We start from the raw sequence: 21,286 nt of genomic DNA on the forward strand, positions 1-21,286 counted from the left end.
GGTGCCCCAGAGCAGCGTAACTTAGCTCGCGAGACGCCCGCCGACAGCCGCCACCTCCCACTGGCAACGCCGCCACCACCTGCCCGTGCACCGACCGCCGAGGGGTCCCGTTCCGTGAGTCTGCATCCCACCCTCCAGCCCTACGCCGACGCCTGGACCCACTCGATCGAAGCGATATCCGAGCTGGTCCAGCCGCTCGTGGAGGCCGAGTGGAACCGGCGGACGCCGTGCCCGGGGTGGTCGGTGCGGGACGTGGTCTCCCATCTCATCGGTCTGGACTGCGAGATGCTCGGCGACCCGCGGCCCATCCACAGCCTCCCGCGTGACCTCTTCCACGTCACCAACGAGCACCAGCGCTACATGGAGATGCAGGTCGACGTGCGCCGCCACCACACGGCGCCGGAGATGACGTCCGAGCTGGAGTACGTGATCATCCGCCGCAACCGGCAGCTGCGCAACGAATCGCGCGACCCGGGCACCAAGGTGCGGGGGCCGTTCGGCAGCGAGCTCACCCTCGAGGAGTCGATGCGGCGGCACGCGTTCGACGTGTGGGTGCACGAGCAGGACCTGCGTGCGGCCCTGGGCCGGCCCGGCAACCTCGACTCCCCCGGCGCGCTGGTCGCCTGTGACGTGCTGCTCGGCGAACTCCCGCGCGTGGTGGCCGAGGACGCGCAGGCGCCGCGCAGCTCGGCGATCGTCTTCGACGTGCACGGGCCCGTCGAGTTCCTGCGCACGATCCGCGTCGACATCCAGGGCCGCGGCACCCTGGAGACGGCCCCGGCCCTCGGCCCGGCCGCGACCCTCACGCTCGACTGGGAGACGTACGTCCGCCTGGCCTGCGGGCGCGTGAGCCCGCAGGCGGTGTCCGACCGGCTGAAGACGGAGGGCGACCCGGACCTGGCGGCGGCGATCCTGAGGAACTTCACGGTGACGCGGTAGCCCTCCCCGCTGCGGGCATGCGGCCGCCCAGCTGCGGGCATGCGTGCCGCTCGGGGCGGCACGGGTGGGCGTGGGGGAGGCACCCCGCTGCGCCGGGCTGCGGACCCACCCGCCCCCGGCACGAACGCCGGGCGCCGAAAACCCCGTGCCGCCGCCCCACAACCCCCGTAGCGTCCCCCGACATGACCCCACCCCACCGCACCCGCCTGACCTTCCACGGCCCACTGTCCGAGACCCGCGCGGACGCCCTCGTCCAGCGCCTCACCCGCCACCACCCCCGCACGGTCCTGGACATCGGCTGCGGCTCCGGCGAACTCATGCTCCGCGCCCTCGCCGCCGCGCCGGAGGCGACCGGCACCGGCATCGACCTGGACGCCGACGACCTGGCGCGCGGGCGGAAGGCCGCCGCGGAGCGCGGACTGGCCTCCCGGGTGCGGTTCCTCGAGGAGTCCGCCACAGGAACCACCCGCGGCCCCGCCGACCTCGTCCTGTGCGTCGGCGCGAGCCAGGCGCTCGGCGACCGGCTCCCCGACGCGCTGGCCGACCTCCGCCGCCTCGTCACCGACCACGGCCGCGTCCTCCTCGGCGAGGGCTTCTGGGAGCGCGCCCCCACCTGCGAGGAGCTGTCCCGCATGTGGCCGGACGCAGCCGTCACCGACCACCCCGACCTCGCGACCCTCGTCGCCATGGCGGTCGACGCGGGATTCAGGCCGGAGTGGACGGAGACCGCGAGCCTCGACGAATGGGAGGCGTTCGAGTCGGGGTACCTCGCGGACACCGAGGTGTGGCTCGCCGGGCACCCCGGCCACCCCCAGGCGGCCGAGACCCGCGAGCGCCTCGACCGGCACCGCGCCAGGTGGCTCACCTACCGGGGTGTGCTCGGCCTGGCCTACCTCACCCTCGTGCCGGTGGCGGCCCGCTGACCTACACCGGGACGTGCACCGTCTCCACCCGGCTGGCGACCAGCCGCTCCCGTTCCCGCCGGGCCGCCCGCCTGCGCAGCCGCAGGATCTGGCAGACCCCGAGCGCCTGGAGCACGAACACCGCCGAGAACGCCAGGGAGTAGTCGTCGCCGGTCGCGTCCAGCAGCACGCCGATCGCGAACAGCGTGGTCATGGAGGCCACGAAGCCGCCCATGTTGGTGATGCCGGAGGCGGTGCCCTGCCGTTCGGGCGGGTTGGCAGGGCGGGCGAAGTCGAAGCCGATCATCGACGCCGGCCCGCACGCCCCGAGCACGGCGCACAGCACGATCAGCAGCCACATCGGGGCGTGCGGCCCCGGGTAGGCGAGGGTCGCCGCCCACAGGACCGCCGTCGTGCCGACCGTCCCGAGGGCGAGCGGCAGCCGCGCCCCGTGGTGCCGGGCGATGATCTGGCCGTAGACCAGGCCGACGGCCATGTTGGACAGCACGACGAGGGTGAGGAGTTCGCCCGCGACGGCCCGGGACAGCCCCTGCGCCTCGACGAGGAACGGCAGGCCCCACAGCAGCAGGAACACCATCGCCGGGAACTGGGTGGTGAAGTGCACCCAGAGGCCGAGCCGGGTCCCGGGCTCACGCCAGGAGGCCGCGATCTGCCGTCGTACGTAGGCGGCGCCCCGGTGCGGGAGCGGCTCCGGCTCGTGGCCCTCGGGGTGGTCCTTCAGGAACAGCAGCACCAGGACGAACACCACGGCCCCGGCGGCGGCGCTGCCCGCGAACGCCGCCGTCCAGCCGATGCCGTGCAGCAGCCGGGCCAGGACGAGCGTGGAGACCAGGTTGCCGGCCATGCCGACCAGGCCCGCGAACTGGGCGACGAGCGGCCCGCGCCGGGCCGGGAACCAGCGGCTGCCCAGGCGCAGCACGCTGATGAACGTCAGCGCGTCACCGCAGCCGAGCAGCGCCCGGGAGGCGAGCGCCGTGCCGTACGAGGGGGAGAAGGCGAAGCCCAGCTGCCCGGCCGTGAACAGCACCGCGCCCAGCGCCAGCACCTTCTTGGTGCCCAGCCGGTCGACCAGCAGGCCGACAGGTATCTGCATGCCCGCGTAGACCAGCAGTTGGAGGATGGAGAAGGTGGACAGGGCGGAGGCGTTCACGTGGAAGCGGTCGGCGGCGTCGAGGCCGGCCACGCCCAGGGACGTGCGGAAGATGACCGCGACGAAGTAGACCGACACGCCGACGCCCCAGACGGCCAGGGCGCGGCGGCCGCCCGGCGGGTCCTCCGGGAGCGTGCCGGAGCTCAACGGACCTCCCCCCGGGCCAGGTGCGAGAACCAGCCGACGTGCCGGTGGACGAGGCCGACGGCCGCCTCGGCGTCCCCGGAGCGCAGCGCGTCGAGGATCTCCTCGTGCTCGGCGAGGGTCTTGGCGATGCGGTCGGGGTGGGAGTGCATGACGGCGACGCCCATGCGCAACTGCCGGTCGCGCAGCTGGTCGTAGAGGCGGGAGAGGATCTCGTTGCCGCCGCTGCGGACGATCTCGGCGTGGAAGCAGCGGTCGGTGACGGCGGCCCCGGCGAGGTCCCCGGCGGCGGCCTGCTTCTTCTGCCGGGCCAGCAGCTCTTCCAGGCGCTCGATGAGCCCGGGGGGCGCGGGGACGGCCTTGCGCGCCGCGTGTTCCTCGACGAGCAGCCGCGTCTCGACGACGTCGGCGATCTCCTGCGCGGAGACCGGCAGGACGAGGGCGCCCTTCTTCGGGTAGAGCCGGATCAGCCCCTCGGCCTCCAGCCGGAGCAGCGCTTCCCGCACCGGTGTGCGGGAGACCCCCACCGCGTCGGCGAGCTCGCCCTCGGTGAGGAGGGTGCCGCCCTCGTAACGGCGCTCCAGGACGCCCTGTTTGACATGGGCGTAGACACGGTCGGCGGCGGGCGGTTGCTTCACGGCCAGGGTCATGCCGACAGCATAGATACAACAGGTACGCATGAAGGGATACGTCCAGTATGCGGACTCCTGTGTCACACATCTGTGGCAAAACATGGGTCCCCCTCGGCAACAGCGCAACCTTGTGTGCTAGTTACAAGTCAGATACGTGCGGCCCCTTTCCCCTCGTCCTCAACTCGGCCGCACCGTTGGGGCATTCGACGTAATCGGGGTACTTCAGTTGATAACCGGCATTCAGGGCACTCGACTCCGCAGAGCCGCTGCCGTCGCCGTCACCACCGGCGCCATGCTCGCGACCGGTGCCCTCACCGTCGCGCCGGCGCAGGCCGCCTCGGCGCCCTCCATCGCCGCCAAGGGCGGCTATGTGATGAACAACGCGACCGGCAAGTCGCTCTACACCAAGGCGGCCGACACCCGCCGTTCGACCGGTTCGACCACCAAGATCATGACGGCGCTGGTGGTGCTGAAGCAGTCGAACCTCAACATGGACAGCAAGGTCACCGTCCAGAAGGCGTACAGCGACTACATCGTCGAGAACAACTACGCGTCCAACGCGAAGCTGATCGTCGGCGACAAGGTCACCGTCCGCCAGCTGCTCTACGGGCTGATGCTGCCGTCCGGCTGTGACGCGGCCTACGCCCTCGCCGACAAGTTCGGCTCGGGCTCGACGCGCGCGGCGCGCGTGAAGTCGTTCATCGGCAAGATGAACACCACCGCCCAGAACCTGGGTCTGAAGAACACCCACTTCGACTCGTTCGACGGCATCGGCCACGGGGCCAACTACTCCACGCCGCGCGACCTGACCAAGCTCGCCAGCGCCGCGATGAAGAACTCCACGTTCCGCACGGTCGTCAAGACGAAGAAGTACACGGCCAAGACGATCACCAAGACCGGTGGCACGCGGACGATGGCCCCGTGGGAGAACACCAACCCACTGCTCTCCAGCTACTCGGGCGCGATCGGTGTGAAGACCGGCTCCGGCCCGGAGGCGAAGTACTGCCTGGTCTTCGCCGCCACCCGCAACGGCAAGACCGTCATCGGCACGGTCCTCGCCTCGACCGGCCTGGACGCCCGCAAGACGGACGCGACGAAGCTGCTCAACTACGGCTTCACCCGGTAAGGCGGAAGCAGCACGACCGAAGGGGGCTCCGCCGCGCACGCGGCGGAGCCCCCTTCGTCATGCCGCGGCGCGCTGCCGGCGCTCCAGCGCCCGGGCCGCCTTGCGCCGGACGCCCGCCGCCACGTCCACCGGGGAGCCCGCACCGGCGCCCGGCTCCAGCCGCCAGCCGCGGATCCGCGCCGCGACCTGGACCAGCTTCTCGTCACCGGGCCGTACGTCGACGCTGAACAGCGACTCGTCGGGCGTACGGTCGTCGGCGCCCCAGCGGACCACGCCGTCGAGCTCGGCGAGGATGTCGCGGATCACGGCCTCCTGCTGCGGGAAGAACCCGCCCCGCACGCCGCGCGGGTAGCAGCCCGGCCGGATCCGCACCGCCGTGCCGGACGCCAGATTGGACTCGGGCCCGCTCCTGGCGAGGCCGGCGGGGTCGTGCCATCCGACGACGTCGCCCCGGCGCAACGGGTCCACCTCGTAGTGGAACCGGCGCACCAGATGCACGAGGACGGTCTCCACGTCCCCCATGCGCACGGCGACACCCTTGAGCGGAGTGCCCGGGACGGGACGGGTGTAGACGGTGCCGCCGTCGTCGGCGACGTTCTCCATCTCCCAGCCGTTGTGGGAGCGCGAGCCCGCCAGCACGCGCCGGCTGCGGTCCTGCGCGCTGCGCAGGGCGTCCCGTACGCGGGCCGGAAGGGGGTTGCCGGCGTCGGCGTACGCCTGGGACAGGAAAGCGGACAGGGGCAGGGCTGCGACGCCCAGGGCACCGCCGACGGCGGCGACCCGGCCGAGCAGGGCGCGGCGGGACAGGACGCGGCGGTGGCCGGCGCCGGGCGCCGACGCTCTGCGGGGGGTGCGGGGAAGGCTGAGCTTCAACGGAGTCTCTTCCTGGGGTTCTCTGCGCGCACGCGCTCAGGCGTTGCGGAGGATGCTGTTGTACTTCTCGAAGATCTGGTAGACGGCCAGGCTCTGGTGCGTCTGGGACTCCACGTCGGGGTCCCAGGCCCGGTAGCGGCGCAGGAGTTCGGTGATCTCGAACTCGACGAGGTCCAGGCGCATGGTCCGCGGGGTGGTGACCCGGTCGCCGGGCGGCAGTTGGCCGCCCGGCCTGCCCCGGGTGCCCCACAGGTGGATCAGCGCCGCGGTGCGCACGCTGAAGGCGTTGTCCTTGCTCAGCCGCTGCCACACGGCCCACAGGTCGGCGTCCTTGGCCGGGTCGCGGTGGTCACCGGTGGCGAAGCCCCAGCCGATGCAGTGGTTCCAGGCCTGGATGGCGTCGCCCGCGCTGATCTCGCCGATGCCGGTGTGCGAGTCCTTGACGGAGCCGGAGCCCGTGAGGTGGTGGTCGGCGACCTGCTGGTCGGTGGCCTGGGCGTCGAGGCCGTAGTCGCGCATGGCCCAGTAGACGACCGTCTGGATCAGCGCCTTGCGCATCGAGTACGTCGTCGACAGCTCGGTGATCAGCCCGTCCTGGTCCTGGATCGCCGCGACGGCCTGCGCGTTGCCGTAGAGCCGCGCGTCACCGCCGATGCCGCCCGAGTCGGGACGGCCGATCGACCGCATGTACCGCGACAGGTCGGCCCGCAGCGCCGGCACCTGGCGCTCGTCGAAGGCGACGTCCGGGACGGGCGGCCGCGGCCGGTCGAACGCGTTCTGCCCGGTGTCGCGCCCCGAGGCGATGTTCGCATCGACCTCGAACTGCCCGTCCCCCGAGCCGAGGGTGCGGATCGCGAACTGGTCGTAGGCCCAGTCCGGCGGCAGCGGATGCCCGGCGTTGCCCTCGAAGCCCGAGGACATGTCGGCGACGAAGCTCGCGGTCGAGTAGCCGGCCGCGCCGACCCGCGCGCACACCGCGCGGGAGCCGTAGACGCCGATCTCGTACGGATGCCCGGAGTCCGCCATCGCCTCCTTGACGCCCTTGAAGTGGGGCAGGACGTTCGCGGTGATCTCGGCGTCGAGCGCGTCGAAGTCGACGGCGAAGAAGATCCGGCTCCCCCGCCGGAAACCGTGGTCGCGGGCGGCGTTGACCGCCGCGTACCCGGCGGTCCGCCCGGCGACGTAGTCGAAGTCCGAGGCGTCGTTGTTGACGGTCTGATAGATCGGGAAGCAGCGCAGGCCCTGCTGGGCGATGGTGGCGAGCTCGCCCGGCTGGATGGCTTTCTCCGGCAGGGAGGTGGCACTGGGGTTGGTGAGGTAGCGGCCGACGTAGGTGATCCCGGCCGCCTTGAGCACGGCCGCCCGGGCCGGGGTGACCTGCGCGATGGTGTCGCAGGCCCTGGCGGGGCGGGACTGGTCGCCGAAGGACGCCAGCAGGGAGGCGAAGGTGGCGAAGTCGCCCTCGCCCGTGGCCGGGAGCGCCACGAAGGTCTGGAAGGCCCGGACGGCGGCGGCGAGGGAGGCGTCGAAGGTGTCGGTGAGGGCCGCGGGCCGCCGGTTGAGGACCATCGCGGCGGAGAACAGCCGGACGAAGACACCCTTGTCGCCCTGGGCCACGGGGTGCGCCTTCAGGCCCGACTGGGTGCCGGGCCCGAAGTTGCCGTTGGCGGTGCCGTCCGCCATGCCCAGCTCGTACTGCACGCCGAAGAGCAGCGCCTTGAGCGTGGCCCTGGACACCAGCCCGTCGCAGGGGATGGCGAAGAAGTCCTGCCGGTGGAGGTAGCTGCCGTTGAGCCACTGCTGGACGGCCCGGACCTGTCCGGTGCCCTGGGCATCGATGACGTAGGAGTCCATCGTCAGCAGCGCCTTGACCACCTTGGGCGTCAAGGCGGCACCGGGCAGGGCCTGTTCCAGGCCCATGTCGGTCTTGAGCCGGGTGACGGCCGCACGCACACGGGTGCCGTAGGTGCCGTCGAGGTCGCCGCCGTCGTAGCCCTTGCAGTACAGGCCGGCCTGGAGGATGCGGCAGAAGTCGGGCGAGGGGACGGTGTCCGCGTCGAGCTCGGGGTACCTGGCGGTCAGGGTGCCGAGCGTGGTGGGGCCGAAGCTGTCGGAGAGCGCTGTGATGCCCAGTTCGTACTGGAGGGCACGGGTCAGGGCGTACATGGTCGCCCAGTCGGCCTCGCCGGTCTCCTCCACGGTCGTGCCGATACGGCTGCCGTAGACGGAGTTCACGAATCTCTGGGCCTTGAGCACCATCGCGTCGCGCATGGGGGGTTCACTCACTTTCGAGGGAGTGACCGCGCCCGTCGCAGCCCGGAACCGGGCTCCCCCCGGAGCGCCGGACGAGTGGTCGATCTCGTGGTGAGGTCGATCGTATGTCCGGATAAACCGCTTACTGTGTGGTACTTGGGAGGATTCGAGGAGACTCCTGTGGCCCTCGGCGACCCGCCGGTTCACCCCCGGAGGACGCCGGCGGCCCCCCGCCCCGAGGGGTGGGGGGCCGCCGAGGCCGGCTCATGCCCAGGTGATCAGGCGCTTCGGCTGCTCCAGGATCGCCGCCACGTCGGCCAGCACCTTCGAGCCCAGCTCGCCGTCGACCAGGCGGTGGTCGAACGACAGCGCCAGGGTGGTGACCTGACGGGGCTTCACCTTGCCCTTGTGGACCCACGGCTGGAGCTTGATCGCACCGACCGCGAGGATCGCGGACTCGCCCGGGTTGAGGATCGGCGTGCCCGTGTCGACGCCGAAGACGCCGACGTTGGTGATCGTCACCGTGCCGCCCTGCATGGCCGCCGGGGACGTCCTGCCCTCCCTGGCCGTCGCCACCAGCTCGCCCAGCGACTCGGCCAGCTGCGGCAGCGTCTTGGCGTGGGCGTCCTTGATGTTCGGCACGATCAGGCCGCGCGGGGTCGCGGCCGCGATGCCCAGATTCACATAGTGCTTGAGCACGATCTCCTGGGCGGCCTCGTCCCAGGACGCGTTGACCTCCGGGTTGCGCCGGATCGCCACGAGCAGCGCCTTGGCGATCAGCAGCAGGGGGTTCACGCGCAGGCCCGCGAACTCCTTGTCCGCCTTGAGCTCCTCGACCAGCTTCATCGTGCGCGTCACGTCGACCGTCACGAACTCGGTGACGTGCGGCGCGGTGAAGGCCGAGCCGACCATCGCCGCCGCCGTCGCCTTGCGGACCCCCTTGACCGGGACGCGGGTCTCGCGGGCGGTGTCGTGCGACGCGGCCGCCGGGGCGGTGGCCGGGACCGGCGCCGCCGCCGCGGACGGCTCGGGGGCCGCCGGGGCGGTCGCGGCGACCGCCGCGTGCACGTCCTCGCGGGTGATGATGCCGTCCGGGCCGGTCGGGACGACGGTCGTCAGATCGACGCCCAGGTCCTTGGCCAGCTTGCGGACGGGCGGCTTGGCCAGCGGGCGGTCCAGGCCCGCCGGTGCGGGGGCCGCCGGGGCGGGGGCCGGAGCGTGGCCGTTCAGCTCCGTCCGGACCGCCGTCGAGACCTGCTGGACCGGGACCTCCGCGCCCTTGCGGGGCCGGCGGCGGGTGGAGGAGGTCGCCACCCCGTAGCCCACCAGGACCGGCTGGCGCCCCGAGCCCACCGACTTCGGCTCCTCGACGGGCTCGGCCGCGGCGGACTGCCCGGCGGCGGGCTGCTCTGCGGCGGGCGCGGGCGCGGCGCCGCCACCGCCCACGTCCACCGCGATGATCGCGGTACCCACGTCGACCGTGGTGCCCTCGGGGAAGTGCAGGTCACGCACCACGCCGTCGTACGGGATGGGCAGCTCGACGGCCGCCTTCGCCGTCTCGACCTCGCAGACCACCTGGCCGTCGGTGACCGTGTCGCCGGGCTGGACGTACCACTTGAGGATCTCGGCCTCGGTGAGTCCCTCGCCCACGTCGGGCATCTTGAACTCGCGCACGGACGCTTCCGTCATCGTCGTCACGACCCTCTCCTCAGTACGCCAGCGAGCGGTCGACGGCGTCGAGTACCCGGTCCAGGTTCGGCAGGTACTCCTCCTCCAGGCGGGCCGGCGGGTACGGGGCGTGGTAGCCGCCGACCCGGAGCACCGGGGCCTCCAGGTGGTAGAAGCAGCGCTCCGTGATCCGGGCGGCGATCTCCGCGCCGGAGCCGAAGAACACCGGGGCCTCGTGGACGACGACCAGGCGGCGGGTCTTCTCCACCGACGCCTGGACGGAGTCGAAGTCGAGCGGGGAGACCGAGCGCAGGTCCAGGACCTCCAGGCTCTTGCCCTCCTCGGCGGCGGCGTCGGCCACCTCCTGGCAGAGCTTCACCATCGGGCCGTAGGCGGCCAGGGTGAGGTCGGTGCCCTCGCGGACCACCTGGGCCTTGTGCAGCGGGCCCGGGATGGCCTCCGTGTTGACCTCGCCCTTGTCCCAGTAGCGGCGCTTGGGCTCGAAGAAGATCACCGGGTCGTCGCTCTGGATGGCCTGCTGCATCATCCAGTACGCGTCCGACGCGTTCGACGGGCTGACGATCTTCAGGCCCGCCACGTGCGCGAAGAGCGCCTCGGGCGACTCGGAGTGGTGCTCCACCGCGCCGATGCCGCCGCCGTAGGGGATGCGCACGACGACCGGGAGCTTGACCTTGCCCAGCGAACGGGCGTGCATCTTCGCGAGCTGCGTGACGATCTGGTCGTACGCCGGGAAGACGAAGCCGTCGAACTGGATCTCCACCACCGGGCGGTAGCCGCGCAGGGCCAGGCCGATCGCGGTGCCCACGATGCCCGACTCGGCGAGCGGGGTGTCGATGACGCGGCTCTCGCCGAAGTCCTTCTGCAGCCCGTCCGTCACCCGGAAGACGCCGCCGAGCTTGCCGACGTCCTCACCCATGATCAGGACCTTGGGGTCGGACTCCAGGGCGCGGCGCAGCGACTCGTTGATCGCCTTGGCCAGTGCCATCTTCTCAGCCATCTCAGTTACCCCCCTCGTCGGCGAAGGACGCCTGGTACGCGGCGAACTGGGCGCGCTCCTCGTCGACGAGCGCGTGTCCGTCCGCGTAGGCGTTCTCGAAGATCGCGAAGTGGTCCGGGTCCGGCATGGCACGGACCGCCTCGCGCACTCGCTTGCCCAACGCCTCGGACTCGGCCTCCAGTTCCGCGAAGAATCCCTCGTCCGCGTGGTTCGAGGCCTCCAGGTACCGGCGCAGGCGCAGGATCGGGTCCTTGGCCTCCCAGGCCTGGCGCTCCTCGTCGCCCCGGTAGCGGGTCGGGTCGTCGGAGGTGGTGTGGGCGCCCATGCGGTACGTGAACGCCTCGACGAGGGTCGGGCCCTCGCCGTTGCGGGCCCGCTCCAGGGCCCAGCGGGTGACCGCGAGGACGCCGAGCACGTCGTTGCCGTCGACCCGGACGCCCGGGAAGCCGTAGCCCTGGGCGCGCTGGTAGATCGGCACGCGGGACTGCTTCTCGGTGGGCTCGGAGATCGCCCACTGGTTGTTCTGGCAGAAGAACACGACCGGGGCGTTGTAGACCGCGGAGAAGGTGAACGATTCCGCCACGTCGCCCTGGCTGGAGGCGCCGTCGCCGAAGTACGCGATCACCGCGCTGTCGGCGCCGTCCTTGGCGACGCCCATCGCGTAGCCGGTGGCGTGCAGCGTCTGGGAGCCGATGACGATCGTGTAGAGCTGGAAGTTGTTGCTGTTGGGGTCCCAGCCGCCGTTGTTCACGCCGCGGAACATCCCGAGCAGGTTGGTCGGGTCCACGCCGCGGCACCAGGCCACGCCGTGCTCGCGGTAGGTCGGGAAGACGTAGTCGTCCTCGCGGGTGGCCCGTCCGGACCCGATCTGGGCGGCCTCCTGCCCGAGCAGGGACGCCCACAGGCCCAGCTCGCCCTGGCGCTGGAGGGAGGTGGCCTCGGCGTCGAAGCGACGGGTGAGCACCATGTCGCGGTAGAGGCCGCGGAGCTCTTCCGGGGTGATGCCGGCGACGTACTTGTCGTACTCGGCGTTCTTGACGCGCTTGCCCTCGGGCGTCAGCAACTGCACGAGCTGGGGCTCGGCGCCGGCGTCCTTCTTGGCGGTGGTGCGGGTGCGCTTGGTGCCGGTGGTGCCGGCCTTGCTTCCGGCGCTGCGTCGCGGTGTGCGCGCGGCAGTGCTCTCCACGGTCACGTGTGCTCCTCCGTCGGTCCGGGCCACGGGGTTGCCGGTAGGCCTGGGGGTCCCCCCTGCTCTTTTGAGCTGGGGGGAGCGGCTCACCTGTTCTCGACCACGGGGCACGGGGTGGGTGCCGCTCGGCCGGGAACGGGCGTGACAGGTGCCCCGGCGAGCGCCCTGCAGAAAGCACGTTACCCAGTGCGCCACATTTCTGTGAAACCCCACCTGACCTGCGATTTTGCTTGGATATCCAAGTAAATCGGGAAGGCGTGGAAGGGGCCCTGGTCACAGCCTTGCAGGAGGCCGGAGCAACCGCACGTTAACCCGGTGACCCAGGTCACGGGAAGAGTCCACTTTTCGGCGCGCCCAAAACGGCACGCGCGCGTGGGCCCCGTTTCCGGGCCCACGCGCGCGTGGATCATGCCTGTGAGCAGCGCGGCGAGGTCAGCCTTCGCCGCCGCCCGCGCCGCCGACGATGCCCTCCGTGGTGCCGCCGTCGGCACCGCCCGTGTCGTCCGGCGGAGTCTCCACGTCCGTGGGCGGCTCGTCCGTCGGCTCGCCGGTCGGCTCCGCGGAGGTCGGCGGGTTCGACGGCTGGCCGGTGGGCGACTGCGGAGCGCTCGGCGACGGCTTGTAGGACGGCGTGTAGGACGGCGTCCAGTTGCCGCCGCCGGAGCTCGTGCCGGTGCCGTCGTCCGTGGACGTGTCGGTCGGCGCGTCGGTCGTGTCGTCGCTCGGCGTCTCGCTGGGCGTCTTCTTCTCGGTCGTCTGCGAGGTGGTCGGCGACTGCTTGGTGCCGGGGCCTTTGTCGTCGCCACCGGTGTTCTGCAGCGCCAGAGCCACACCCGCCGCGACCGCGATCACCGCGAGCACGGCGAGGATCCACAGCTTGCCGCGTCCGCTGCCCTTGTTGCCGTGGCCCTCGAAGCCGCCCTCGTCCCCGCCGCCGTAGCCACCGGGCAGGATCGGCGAGGGAATCTGCGTGGTGCCGGAGGCGTCCCCGGGGTGGCCCATCACGGCCGTGCCGGCCAGGCCGCCCGAGGGGGTGTGCCGGCCCTCGTGCATGACGACCGGGCCGGTGTTCCAGGTGCCGGTGTGGCCGCCCTGGTCGTAGAGCATCTGGAGCGCGTACTGGACCAGGCCGCGCATCTCCTCGGCGGTCTGGAAGCGGTCGTCGGGCTCCTTGGCGAGGGCGCGCATGGCCAGGCCGTCCAGCTCCGGCGGGCAGGCGTCGGAGGCCTCGGACGGCGGCGTGGGAATGTCCTGGACGTGCTGGTAGACCACCGACAGCGGGGTCTCGCCGGTGAACGGCGGGCGCAGCGCGAGGAGTTCGTAGAGCAGGCAGCCTGTGGCGTACAGGTCGGAGCGGTGGTCGACGGCCTTGCCGAGGGCCTGCTCGGGGGAGAGGTACTGCGGGGTGCCCATGACCATGCCGGTCTGCGTCATCGTCGTGGACGCGCCGTGCAGGGCGCGGGCGATGCCGAAGTCCATCACCTTCACGGCGCCGTTGTGCGTGATGATCACGTTGGCGGGCTTGATGTCGCGGTGCACGATGCCGTGCTGGTGCGAGTAGGCGAGCGCCTCCAGGACGCCCGAGACGATGATCAGCGCCTGCTCCGGGCCGGGGGCCTCCGCGTTCAGCAGCAGGTCGCGGATGGTGCGGCCCTCGACCAGCTCCATCACGATGTAGGGCACGGACTGGCCGCCGACGAAGTCCTCGCCGGAGTCGTACACGGCGACGATCGCGTGGTGGTTGAGACCGGCCACCGACTGCGCCTCGCGCGTGAAGCGCGCCTTGGACACCGGGTCCTCGGCGAGGTCGGAGCGGAGCAGCTTGACGGCCACGGTGCGTCCGAGGCGGACGTCCTCGGCTGCGAACACCTCGGCCATGCCGCCCCGGCCGAGTCTGTGGGTCAGCCGGTACCGGCCGTCCCCGACCAGCCCGCCGTTCCCCCAGGACTCCGGCGCGTCCGACATACCGCTGCCAGCCGCCTCGGGGTCGGACGGGCCCTGAGCGCGCTGCTGCTGTGCCATCAGTCCTCGCCGTCGTTTCTGCCCGCGGTGCGCGCGGTGTTGTTACGGTCTCCGTCGGCCACGCTACAGCCTCCGCGCAAGCCTCCGGTCCGGGAAGGGGTGCCCGGACCGGCACGAGACGGACCGGCCATGAAACCTTCACTCCGTACTGTCGTGCAAATTCTGTGTTCCGGCCGTACGCCCGCTGTAACGCTTCCGCGACGCTTCTTTCGCGTACGGTCACGGAACGGGCACCGAGCTTGACGTGTCGGTGCCCTGGGGCAGACTTGGCCGGGAATGACGGTTTGGATCAACGACGAATCAGCGGCGGTCGGCGGCGCCCGCAGGCGCTACGGGGGACACGGAACATGAGCCAGGACGGCGCACAGGGCCAGTACACGGGGCGGGCGCTCGCCAGTGGCCGCTATCAGCTGCGCGACCTCCTCGGCCAGGGCGGCATGGCCTCGGTGCACCTCGCGTACGACAGCGTGCTCGACCGTCAGGTCGCCATCAAGACACTGCACACGGAGCTCGGTCGGGAACAGGCCTTCCGCGAGCGGTTCCGCCGTGAGGCCCAGTCCGTGGCCAAGCTCACGCACACCAACATCGTCTCCGTCTTCGACACCGGCGAGGACACCCTCGACGGCATGACGACCCCCTACATCGTCATGGAGTACGTCGAGGGCCGTCCGCTCGGCTCGGTCCTCGACGAGGACGTGCGGCAGCAGGGCGCGATGCCCGCCGACAAGGCCCTGAAGATCACCGCGGACGTGCTGGCCGCGCTGGAGATCAGCCACGAGATGGGCCTGGTCCACCGCGACATCAAGCCGGGCAACGTGATGATGACCAAGCGCGGCGTGGTCAAGGTCATGGACTTCGGCATCGCCCGGGCCATGCAGTCGGGTGTGACGTCGATGACGCAGACCGGCATGGTCGTCGGCACCCCGCAGTACCTCTCGCCCGAGCAGGCCCTCGGCCGCGGTGTGGACGCCCGCTCCGACCTGTACTCGGTCGGCATCATGCTGTTCCAGCTCGTCACCGGGCGGCTGCCGTTCGACGCCGACTCGCCGCTGGCCATCGCCTACGCGCACGTGCAGGAGGAGCCGCCGGTCGCGTCCTCGATCAACCGCTCGCTGCCCCCGGCCGTGGACGCGCTGATCGCCCGGGCGCTGAAGAAGAACCCCAACGAGCGCTTCCCGAGCGCCGAGGCCATGCGCGACGAGTGCCTGCGCGTGGCGGCGTCCGTCCAGAGCGCGCCGCCGAGCATCGTCCCGGGCACGCAGGCGCCGAGCGGCGCGGGTGTCGGCTCGGCCGTGTTCCCGCCGGTCGACCAGGCCACCCCGGCCCCCTCGGGCCAGGTTCAGACGCCGTACCAGCCGACCCCGCCCCCGAACCCGTACGGCACGCCCGCCCCGACGGGTCCGTCCCCGGCGTACGGCTATCCGCAGCAGGGCGGCTACCAGACGCCGTCCCCGGCCGCCTACTCCCCGCAGCCCGGCCCGTCGACTCCGCCGCCGTACAACCTGACCCCGCAGAACGCCCCGGCCTCCTCCGGCGGTGGCCGGACCAACCGACCGGTGATCATCGGCGCGATCATCGTGTCCGTCGTCGCGGTCGGCGGCCTCGTCACGGCGCTGCTGATGAACGGCGGCGGTGACGACGACAAGGGCGGTGGCGGCGGCGCGAGTGCCTCGGCCTCCGCGGAGAAGAAGCCCGGCTACCGCGGACCGGACACCTCGAAGACGATCGAGACCGAGGAGTGCACGGAGCCGCGGGAGTCCTACAACGACCCCGACAAGATCCAGATCCCGGACTTCAAGTTCAAGAACATCAAGTCCGTCAAGGCCTGTCTCCAGGCGGCGGGCTGGGAAGTGAACGAGAAGAAGGTCGACGAGAACACCTACGGCGACGGCACGGTGATGAACCAGTTCCCGTCCGCCGACACCGACGTCGACCCCAAGGAGATGCCCGAGATCGAGCTCAGCGTCTCGACGGGCAACCCGCCCTCCTGACCTCACCCGACGCGCGAGGGCCCGGCGGCTTCGGCCGCCGGGCCCTGTGGTCTTCGAGGCCGGTGGGCGTCTACAGGTAGGGGCCGCCGGACCGGCCGCCCGGGTGCTGCTCGTCGAGGCCGTCGCCGACGCCCGGCGGGAGGGCCCGGCGCATCTGCTCCAGCTGGGCGCGGGCCGCCATCTGCTGGGCGAACAGCGTCGTCTGGATCCCGTGGAAGAGCCCCTCCAGCCAGCCGACGAGCTGGGCCTGTGCGATGCGCAGCTCCGCGTCGCTCGGGGTCCCCTCGTCCGTGAAGGGCAGGGAGAGCCGCTCCAGCTCCTCGACCAGCTCGGGCGCCAGACCGTCCTCCAGCTCCTTCACCGAGCTGGCGTGGATGTCCTTGAGCCGGACCCGGCTCGCCTCGTCCAGAGGAGCCGCGCGCACTTCCTCAAGCAGCTGCTTGATCATGCTGCCGATCCGCATGACCTTCGCGGGCTGCTCCACCTGCTCCGTGACCGGGGTCTCGCGGGAGTCCTCGTCTGCGCTGCCGCCCCCGAGCGCCATGCCGTCCTGGCCCACGACCAGGATCTGCGGGTTCTCCGGCGACCTTTCGTTCCTCGGCATCTCCATGCCGCCATTCTCTCGCACGCCTGTACCTCACCTCCGTGGTGCCCCCACGCGAGGCTGATCCACCACGACGGAGGAGACGAGTTCGTCAGGCTTCGGGTTGCTCCCGCCCGGGCGGTTCCTCCTCGTGGGTGAGACGGAGCAGCCGGGCCTCGCAGTGGTCCAGCCAGCGGACCTCGGCCTCCGCGTGGAAGACGAGCTGCTCGAGGACCAGCAGCCGGGCCATCTCCCCGGGGTGTTCCGCCGCCCGGGCCAGGGCCTCCGCCCGCTGCCGCACATGGTCGTGCAGCGCCCGCGTCACGTGCCGGCGCTGGGCCTCGACGACCTCCCGTACGTCGACGCCGTCCGCGCCGAGCGCCATCACGAGTTTGATCGCCAGCTCGTCGCGCGGCGGGCCGGTCCGGCGCACCGGGCGGTCGTACCAGGCGCGCAGCTCGGCCCGGCCGGCCCCGGTGAGCGCGTACAGCGTCCGTCCGGCCGCGTCGACGTCGTCCCGGGCGACCATGCCGTCCCGTTCCAGGCGGCCCAGGGTCGTGTAGACCTGCCCGATGTTCAGCGGCCAGGTCCCGCCGGTGCGTCTCTCGAAGTCGGTGCGCAGCCGGGAGCCGTAGCGGGGTCCGGCCGCCAGGAGCGCCAGCAGCCCGTGACGTATCGACATAACGGGATTGTGCAGCGATTCCACCGGTCGGCCGAGCCCCGCGTGCCGCACTTTCGGAGCAGTGTGAGGCTGATTGCCTCGATATGACCGAACTTGCCGTTTCTGCCCTACCGGGCGCGGCGGGAGGGGGTCACCCACGTGACTCCATGGCTACGCGCACTGCGGGCGGCGGGACTGACGCTCGCCCTGGGGGCCGGCGCGGTCGTCTCACCCTACGGATCCGTCCCGTCCCACGGGGCCGTCCTCACGCACGAGCAGGAGGCGCGACGGGCGGGAGAGCCCGGGGCCGTCACGGCCGGGCCGTCGCTGCCCCGCCCCTCGGCCCGGGCCATGCTGTCCGCCCGGGCGGCGCCGACTCTCCCACCGGCTCCGGCGGCTTCGTCGGGCCCGGCCGCTTCCTCGGGCCCGTCGGCCCCGGCGGTCTCGCCGCCGCCGTCGGACCGGGCCGCTTCCTCGGGCCCTCCGGCCCGGGCGACGTCATCGGCCCGGGCGGTCTCTTCGGAGCGGGCGGCTTCGCCGGTCCCGTCGCCCCGGGCGGCCTCGTCGGCCTCGCCGGCCCTGGCGGCTCCCTCCGCGGCCGGTGAGCCCTCGCGGGCGGGCAGCAGGGCCGGGGAGGGCCGGGCGCGTCCGGGACGCCTCGAGGACGCGGGGGAGAAGCCGGGCCTCGCCGACGCCACGCCCCTTCCCGAGGCGCCCCTGGACCTCGCCCCGCCGCCGTCGGCCCCGGCGGAGCAGCCGGTACGGCAGGCCGCGACCGCCGAACGCCCCGCCGGCCCGGTCCTGCGCATCCTGCCCCTGGGCAGCGGGCTGGTGCTGATCGGCCTGGGCCTGGCCCTGGCGTTCGTGGCACTGCGGCTGCGGCGGGTGTAGGGACGAGCCCGCCCGAGCCGGGGCCGCCGCTCCGCCTCGCCGCGCCGCCGGGCCGGGCCCGGATCGATCCGGGTCCGGCCCGGCGGTGCGAACGTCAGGCCTCCTGGGGGCCGGTGACCAGCAGGACCTTGCCGATGTGGCCGCTCTCCTCCACGACCCGGTGCGCGGCGGCGGCCTCCCGCATCGGGAGTTCGCGGTCGACGACCGGGCGCAGGTGGCCGCCGGCGAACAGGGGCCAGACGTGTTCGCGTACGGCCGCGACGATGGCCGCCTTCTCCTCCAGGGGCCGGGCCCGCAGGGACGTCGCGCTGATGGCGGCGCGCTTGGCCAGCAGGGCGCCGATGTTGAGCTCGCCCTTCACACCGCCCTGCATGCCGATGATCGCGAGCCGGCCGTTGACGGCGAGGGCCCTGACGTTGCGCTCCAGGTACTTGGCGCCCATGTTGTCGAGGATGACGTCGGCACCGGCACCGTCCGTCGCCTTCCTGACCTCCTCGACGAAGTCCTGCTCGCGGTAGTTGACCAGGATGTCGGCACCCAGCTCGGCGCACCGCCGGAGCTTCTTCTCCGTACCGGCCGTCACGGCCACCCGCGCACCGACGGCCTTGGCCAGCTGGATGGCCATCGTGCCGATGCCGCTGGAGCCGCCGTGCACGAGGAGCGTCTCACCGGGGCGCAGGTGGGCGACCATGAAGACGTTGGACCAGACGGTGCAGGCCACCTCGGGCAGTGCCGCGGCCTGCGTCAGACCGACCCCCTCGGGGACGGGCAGCAGCTGCCCGGCCGGCACGGTCACCTTCTCGGCGTAACCGCCGCCGGAGAGCAGCGCGCACACCTCGTCGCCCACGTTCCAGCCGGAGACGCCGGTGCCGATCGCGGCGATCCGCCCGGAGCACTCCAGGCCGGGGTAGGGGGACGCGCCGGGCGGCGGTTCGTAGAAGCCCTGCCGTTGCAGGATGTCGGCCCGGTTGACGGCACCGGCCGCCACCTCGACCAGGACCTCGCCCTCGCCGGGTACGGGGTCCGGGACCTCGTCCCAGACCAGCGCCTCGGGCCCACCAGGTTCGGGAATCGTGATCGCATGCATGCAAAGGACCGTACCCGCCGGTCCCGTGACCGAGTCGGCTCCGTCCCCACGTCCCGCGCTCCTCCGCCCTGGGACCGGTCCCGCCGAAAACCCGTGTGCGCCACCGATGAGTTTGCGCGACCGTGAAGGTCTCCCCATGCGTAGCCCAAGCACGCGGAAGGACCCGAAGCATGAGCACGCAGACGTCCGGCCTGGCGATCGAGACCGCGGGCCTGGTGAAGACGTTCGGCGAGACGAGGGCCGTCGACGGAGTCGACCTGTCCGTGCCCGCGGGCACGGTTTACGGCGTCCTCGGCCCGAACGGCGCCGGCAAGACCACCACCGTGAAGATGCTCGCCACACTCCTGCGGCCGGACGGCGGCGAAGCCCATGTCTTCGGCCACGACATCGTCCGCGAGGCGGACGAGGTGCGCGGCCGGGTGAGCCTCACCGGCCAGTACGCGTCGGTGGACGAGGACCTCACCGGCACCGAGAACCTGGTCCTGCTTGGCCGGCTGCTCGGCCACCACAAGAAGGCCGCCCGCACCCGCGCCGCCCAGCTCCTGGAGGCCTTCGGACTCACTGAGGCCGCCTCGAAGCAGGTCAAGCACTACTCGGGCGGCATGCGGCGCCGTATCGACATCGCCGCGTCCATCCTCAACACCCCGGACCTGCTGTTCCTGGACGAGCCCACGACCGGCCTGGACCCGCGCAGCCGCAACCAGGTCTGGGACATCGTGCGGGCCGTCGTCGCCCAGGGCACCACCGTGCTGCTGACCACGCAGTACCTGGACGAGGCCGACCAGCTGGCGTCCCGGATCGCCGTCATCGACCGCGGCAAGGTGATCGCCGAGGGCACCAAGGGCGAGCTGAAGTCGTCCGTCGGCGCCGGATCCGTCCATCTGCGCCTGCGCGATCCCGAGCAGCGCGACCTCGCGGCCGAGCTGCTGCACCGCGCCCTCGGCGCGCGGGTGCAACCGGAGCCCGACCCGGTGGCCCTCACCGCCCGCCTCGGTACGGCGGCGAGCGACGACTCCGCCGCCGAGCAGGCCGCCCGCGCCCTGAACGAGCTGGCCCGCGCCGGGATCACCGTCGACAACTTCTCCCTGGGCCAGCCCAGCCTGGACGAGGTGTTCCTCGCCCTCACCGGCCACGACACGCACGACTCCGCCGAGCACTCCGACGACCCGAAGGACGAGGTGGCGGCATGAGCACCGCGACGCCCACCGAGAGCAAGGACCTCGCCCCGGTCAGCGCCGAGTCCCTCGCCGCGCTGCTCGTCTCGAAGGAGCGTCCGCCGCGGCCGAGCGCCTGGTCGGCGTCGATGACCTTCGGCTGGCGGGCGATCCTCAAGATCAAGCACGTGCCGGAGCAGCTCTTCGACGTCACGGCGTTCCCGATCATGATGGTGCTGATGTACACGTACCTGTTCGGCGGGGCGCTGGCCGGCTCGCCGAAGGAGTACATCCAGTTCCTGCTGCCGGGCATCCTCGTCATGTCGGTCGTGATGATCACGATGTACACGGGTGTCTCCGTGAACACCGACATCGAGAAGGGCGTGTTCGACCGGTTCCGCAGCCTGCCGATCTGGCGGCCCTCGACGATGGTCGGCTATCTGCTCGGTGACGCCCTGCGGTACACGATCGCGTCGGTCGTGATGCTCACCGTCGGCATCGTCCTGGGCTACCGGCCGGACGGCGGGGTCGCCGGTGTGCTCGCCGGGATCGCCCTGCTGGTGGCCTTCTCGTTCGCCTTCTCTTGGATCTGGACGATGTTCGGGCTGATGCTGCGCACCGAGAAGTCGGTGATGGGCGTCAGCATGATGGTGATCTTCCCGCTCACGTTCCTGTCCAACGTGTTCGTGGACCCGAAGACCATGCCGGGCTGGCTCCAGGCGTTCGTGAACAACAGCCCCATCACGCATCTGGCCTCGGCGGTGCGCGGGCTGATGGGCGGCGACTGGCCGGCCGACGAGGTCGCCTGGTCGCTGGGCTGGGCGGCGCTGTTCGTGCTGGTCTTCGGGCCGGTCACGATGCGGCTGTACAACCGGAAGTAGCCCACGCCGCCCGGACCACGGCTCTCGGGCCCACGGCTCCCGGGCCCACGGCTCCCGGCCCCACGGCTCCCGGGCCCACGGCTCCCGGCCCCACGTCTCTC

18 protein-coding genes are annotated in these 21,286 nt (G+C 72.0%); 7 read left to right on the top strand and 11 right to left on the bottom strand.

Annotated features, from left to right (window positions below):
- Positions 1-114 precede the first annotated feature (114 nt).
- Both AC0665_RS15285 and AC0665_RS15290 read left to right on the top strand, forming a co-directional pair.
- Positions 115-939 carry a maleylpyruvate isomerase family mycothiol-dependent enzyme gene (locus tag AC0665_RS15285; protein WP_478705153.1) on the top strand — a complete coding sequence of 275 codons (825 nt, stop codon included), beginning with the start codon at positions 115-117 and terminating at the stop codon, positions 937-939.
- 182 nt (positions 940-1,121) lie between these two features.
- Positions 1,122-1,862 (top strand): SAM-dependent methyltransferase, encoded by a 741-nt coding sequence (locus AC0665_RS15290; protein WP_478603129.1) that lies wholly within the window; start codon positions 1,122-1,124, stop codon positions 1,860-1,862.
- A 1-nt stretch (position 1,863) separates the two neighbouring features.
- On the opposite strand, the gene AC0665_RS15295 is transcribed toward AC0665_RS15290, so the two are convergent.
- Positions 1,864-3,159, bottom strand: a complete 1,296-nt coding sequence (locus AC0665_RS15295; protein ID WP_468408157.1) for an MFS transporter — start codon at positions 3,157-3,159, stop codon at positions 1,864-1,866.
- A complete protein-coding gene (locus AC0665_RS15300) occupies positions 3,156-3,806 on the bottom strand; it encodes a GntR family transcriptional regulator (RefSeq protein WP_468408155.1) in 651 nt (216 codons plus the stop codon). The genes AC0665_RS15295 and AC0665_RS15300 overlap by 4 nt, the downstream gene beginning before the upstream one ends.
- 208 nt (positions 3,807-4,014) lie before the next feature.
- On the opposite strand from AC0665_RS15300, the gene AC0665_RS15305 reads away from it, so the two are divergent.
- Complete coding sequence (locus tag AC0665_RS15305) at positions 4,015-4,914, top strand: serine hydrolase (RefSeq protein ID WP_366049203.1); 900 nt, start codon at positions 4,015-4,017, stop codon at positions 4,912-4,914.
- A gap of 57 nt (positions 4,915-4,971) precedes the next feature.
- Here AC0665_RS15305 and AC0665_RS15310 read toward each other — a convergent pair whose 3' ends face one another.
- The 6 genes from AC0665_RS15310 to AC0665_RS15335 form a co-directional block, all read right to left on the bottom strand.
- Entirely contained in the window at positions 4,972-5,787 is an 816-nt protein-coding gene (locus tag AC0665_RS15310) for a twin-arginine translocation signal domain-containing protein (RefSeq protein WP_478705154.1), read from the bottom strand.
- 36 nt (positions 5,788-5,823) lie between these two features.
- Positions 5,824-8,058, bottom strand: a complete 2,235-nt coding sequence (locus AC0665_RS15315) for a glycoside hydrolase domain-containing protein (protein ID WP_478705250.1) — start codon at positions 8,056-8,058, stop codon at positions 5,824-5,826.
- 246 nt (positions 8,059-8,304) lie between these two features.
- On the bottom strand, positions 8,305-9,738 hold the full coding sequence (locus tag AC0665_RS15320; protein WP_478705155.1) for a dihydrolipoamide acetyltransferase family protein: 1,434 nt from the start codon (positions 9,736-9,738) through the stop codon (positions 8,305-8,307).
- Positions 9,739-9,748: 10 nt separating this feature from the next.
- Positions 9,749-10,726: an alpha-ketoacid dehydrogenase subunit beta gene (locus AC0665_RS15325; RefSeq protein ID WP_468408149.1), complete on the bottom strand. Its 978-nt coding sequence runs from the start codon at positions 10,724-10,726 to the stop codon at positions 9,749-9,751.
- A gap of 1 nt (position 10,727) precedes the next feature.
- Positions 10,728-11,918 (bottom strand): pyruvate dehydrogenase (acetyl-transferring) E1 component subunit alpha, encoded by a 1,191-nt coding sequence (pdhA, locus tag AC0665_RS15330; protein ID WP_468408148.1) that lies wholly within the window; start codon positions 11,916-11,918, stop codon positions 10,728-10,730.
- Positions 11,919-12,347: 429 nt separating this feature from the next.
- On the bottom strand, positions 12,348-13,937 hold the full coding sequence (locus tag AC0665_RS15335) for a protein kinase domain-containing protein (RefSeq protein ID WP_468408146.1): 1,590 nt from the start codon (positions 13,935-13,937) through the stop codon (positions 12,348-12,350).
- Positions 13,938-14,284: 347 nt separating this feature from the next.
- On the opposite strand from AC0665_RS15335, the gene AC0665_RS15340 reads away from it, so the two are divergent.
- Entirely contained in the window at positions 14,285-15,928 is a 1,644-nt protein-coding gene (locus AC0665_RS15340) for a protein kinase domain-containing protein (protein ID WP_478603121.1), read from the top strand.
- 70 nt (positions 15,929-15,998) lie between these two features.
- Here the strand turns inward: AC0665_RS15340 and AC0665_RS15345 are convergent, their stop codons facing one another.
- Together AC0665_RS15345 and AC0665_RS15350 are read right to left on the bottom strand one after the other, a co-directional pair.
- A complete protein-coding gene (locus AC0665_RS15345) occupies positions 15,999-16,538 on the bottom strand; it encodes a bacterial proteasome activator family protein (protein WP_363121380.1) in 540 nt (179 codons plus the stop codon).
- 85 nt (positions 16,539-16,623) lie between these two features.
- A complete protein-coding gene (locus tag AC0665_RS15350; RefSeq protein ID WP_468634633.1) occupies positions 16,624-17,193 on the bottom strand; it encodes a PadR family transcriptional regulator in 570 nt (189 codons plus the stop codon).
- Between the two features lie 138 nt (positions 17,194-17,331).
- Here AC0665_RS15350 and AC0665_RS15355 point away from each other — a divergent pair, with 138 nt between their 5' ends.
- Positions 17,332-18,063: a hypothetical protein gene (locus AC0665_RS15355; RefSeq protein WP_478603119.1), complete on the top strand. Its 732-nt coding sequence runs from the start codon at positions 17,332-17,334 to the stop codon at positions 18,061-18,063.
- 94 nt (positions 18,064-18,157) lie between these two features.
- On the opposite strand, the gene AC0665_RS15360 is transcribed toward AC0665_RS15355, so the two are convergent.
- Complete coding sequence (locus AC0665_RS15360; RefSeq protein WP_478705156.1) at positions 18,158-19,150, bottom strand: NAD(P)H-quinone oxidoreductase; 993 nt, start codon at positions 19,148-19,150, stop codon at positions 18,158-18,160.
- Between the two features lie 170 nt (positions 19,151-19,320).
- Between AC0665_RS15360 and AC0665_RS15365 the strand changes: the two genes are divergently transcribed.
- Together AC0665_RS15365 and AC0665_RS15370 are read left to right on the top strand one after the other, a co-directional pair.
- Entirely contained in the window at positions 19,321-20,340 is a 1,020-nt protein-coding gene (locus tag AC0665_RS15365; RefSeq protein ID WP_468408136.1) for an ATP-binding cassette domain-containing protein, read from the top strand.
- Complete coding sequence (locus AC0665_RS15370) at positions 20,337-21,185, top strand: ABC transporter permease (RefSeq protein ID WP_478705157.1); 849 nt, start codon at positions 20,337-20,339, stop codon at positions 21,183-21,185. Before AC0665_RS15365 ends, AC0665_RS15370 begins: the two co-directional genes overlap by 4 nt.
- Positions 21,186-21,286 lie beyond the last annotated feature (101 nt).

It is taken from the genome of Streptomyces sp. NPDC043685, assembly GCF_056436585.1.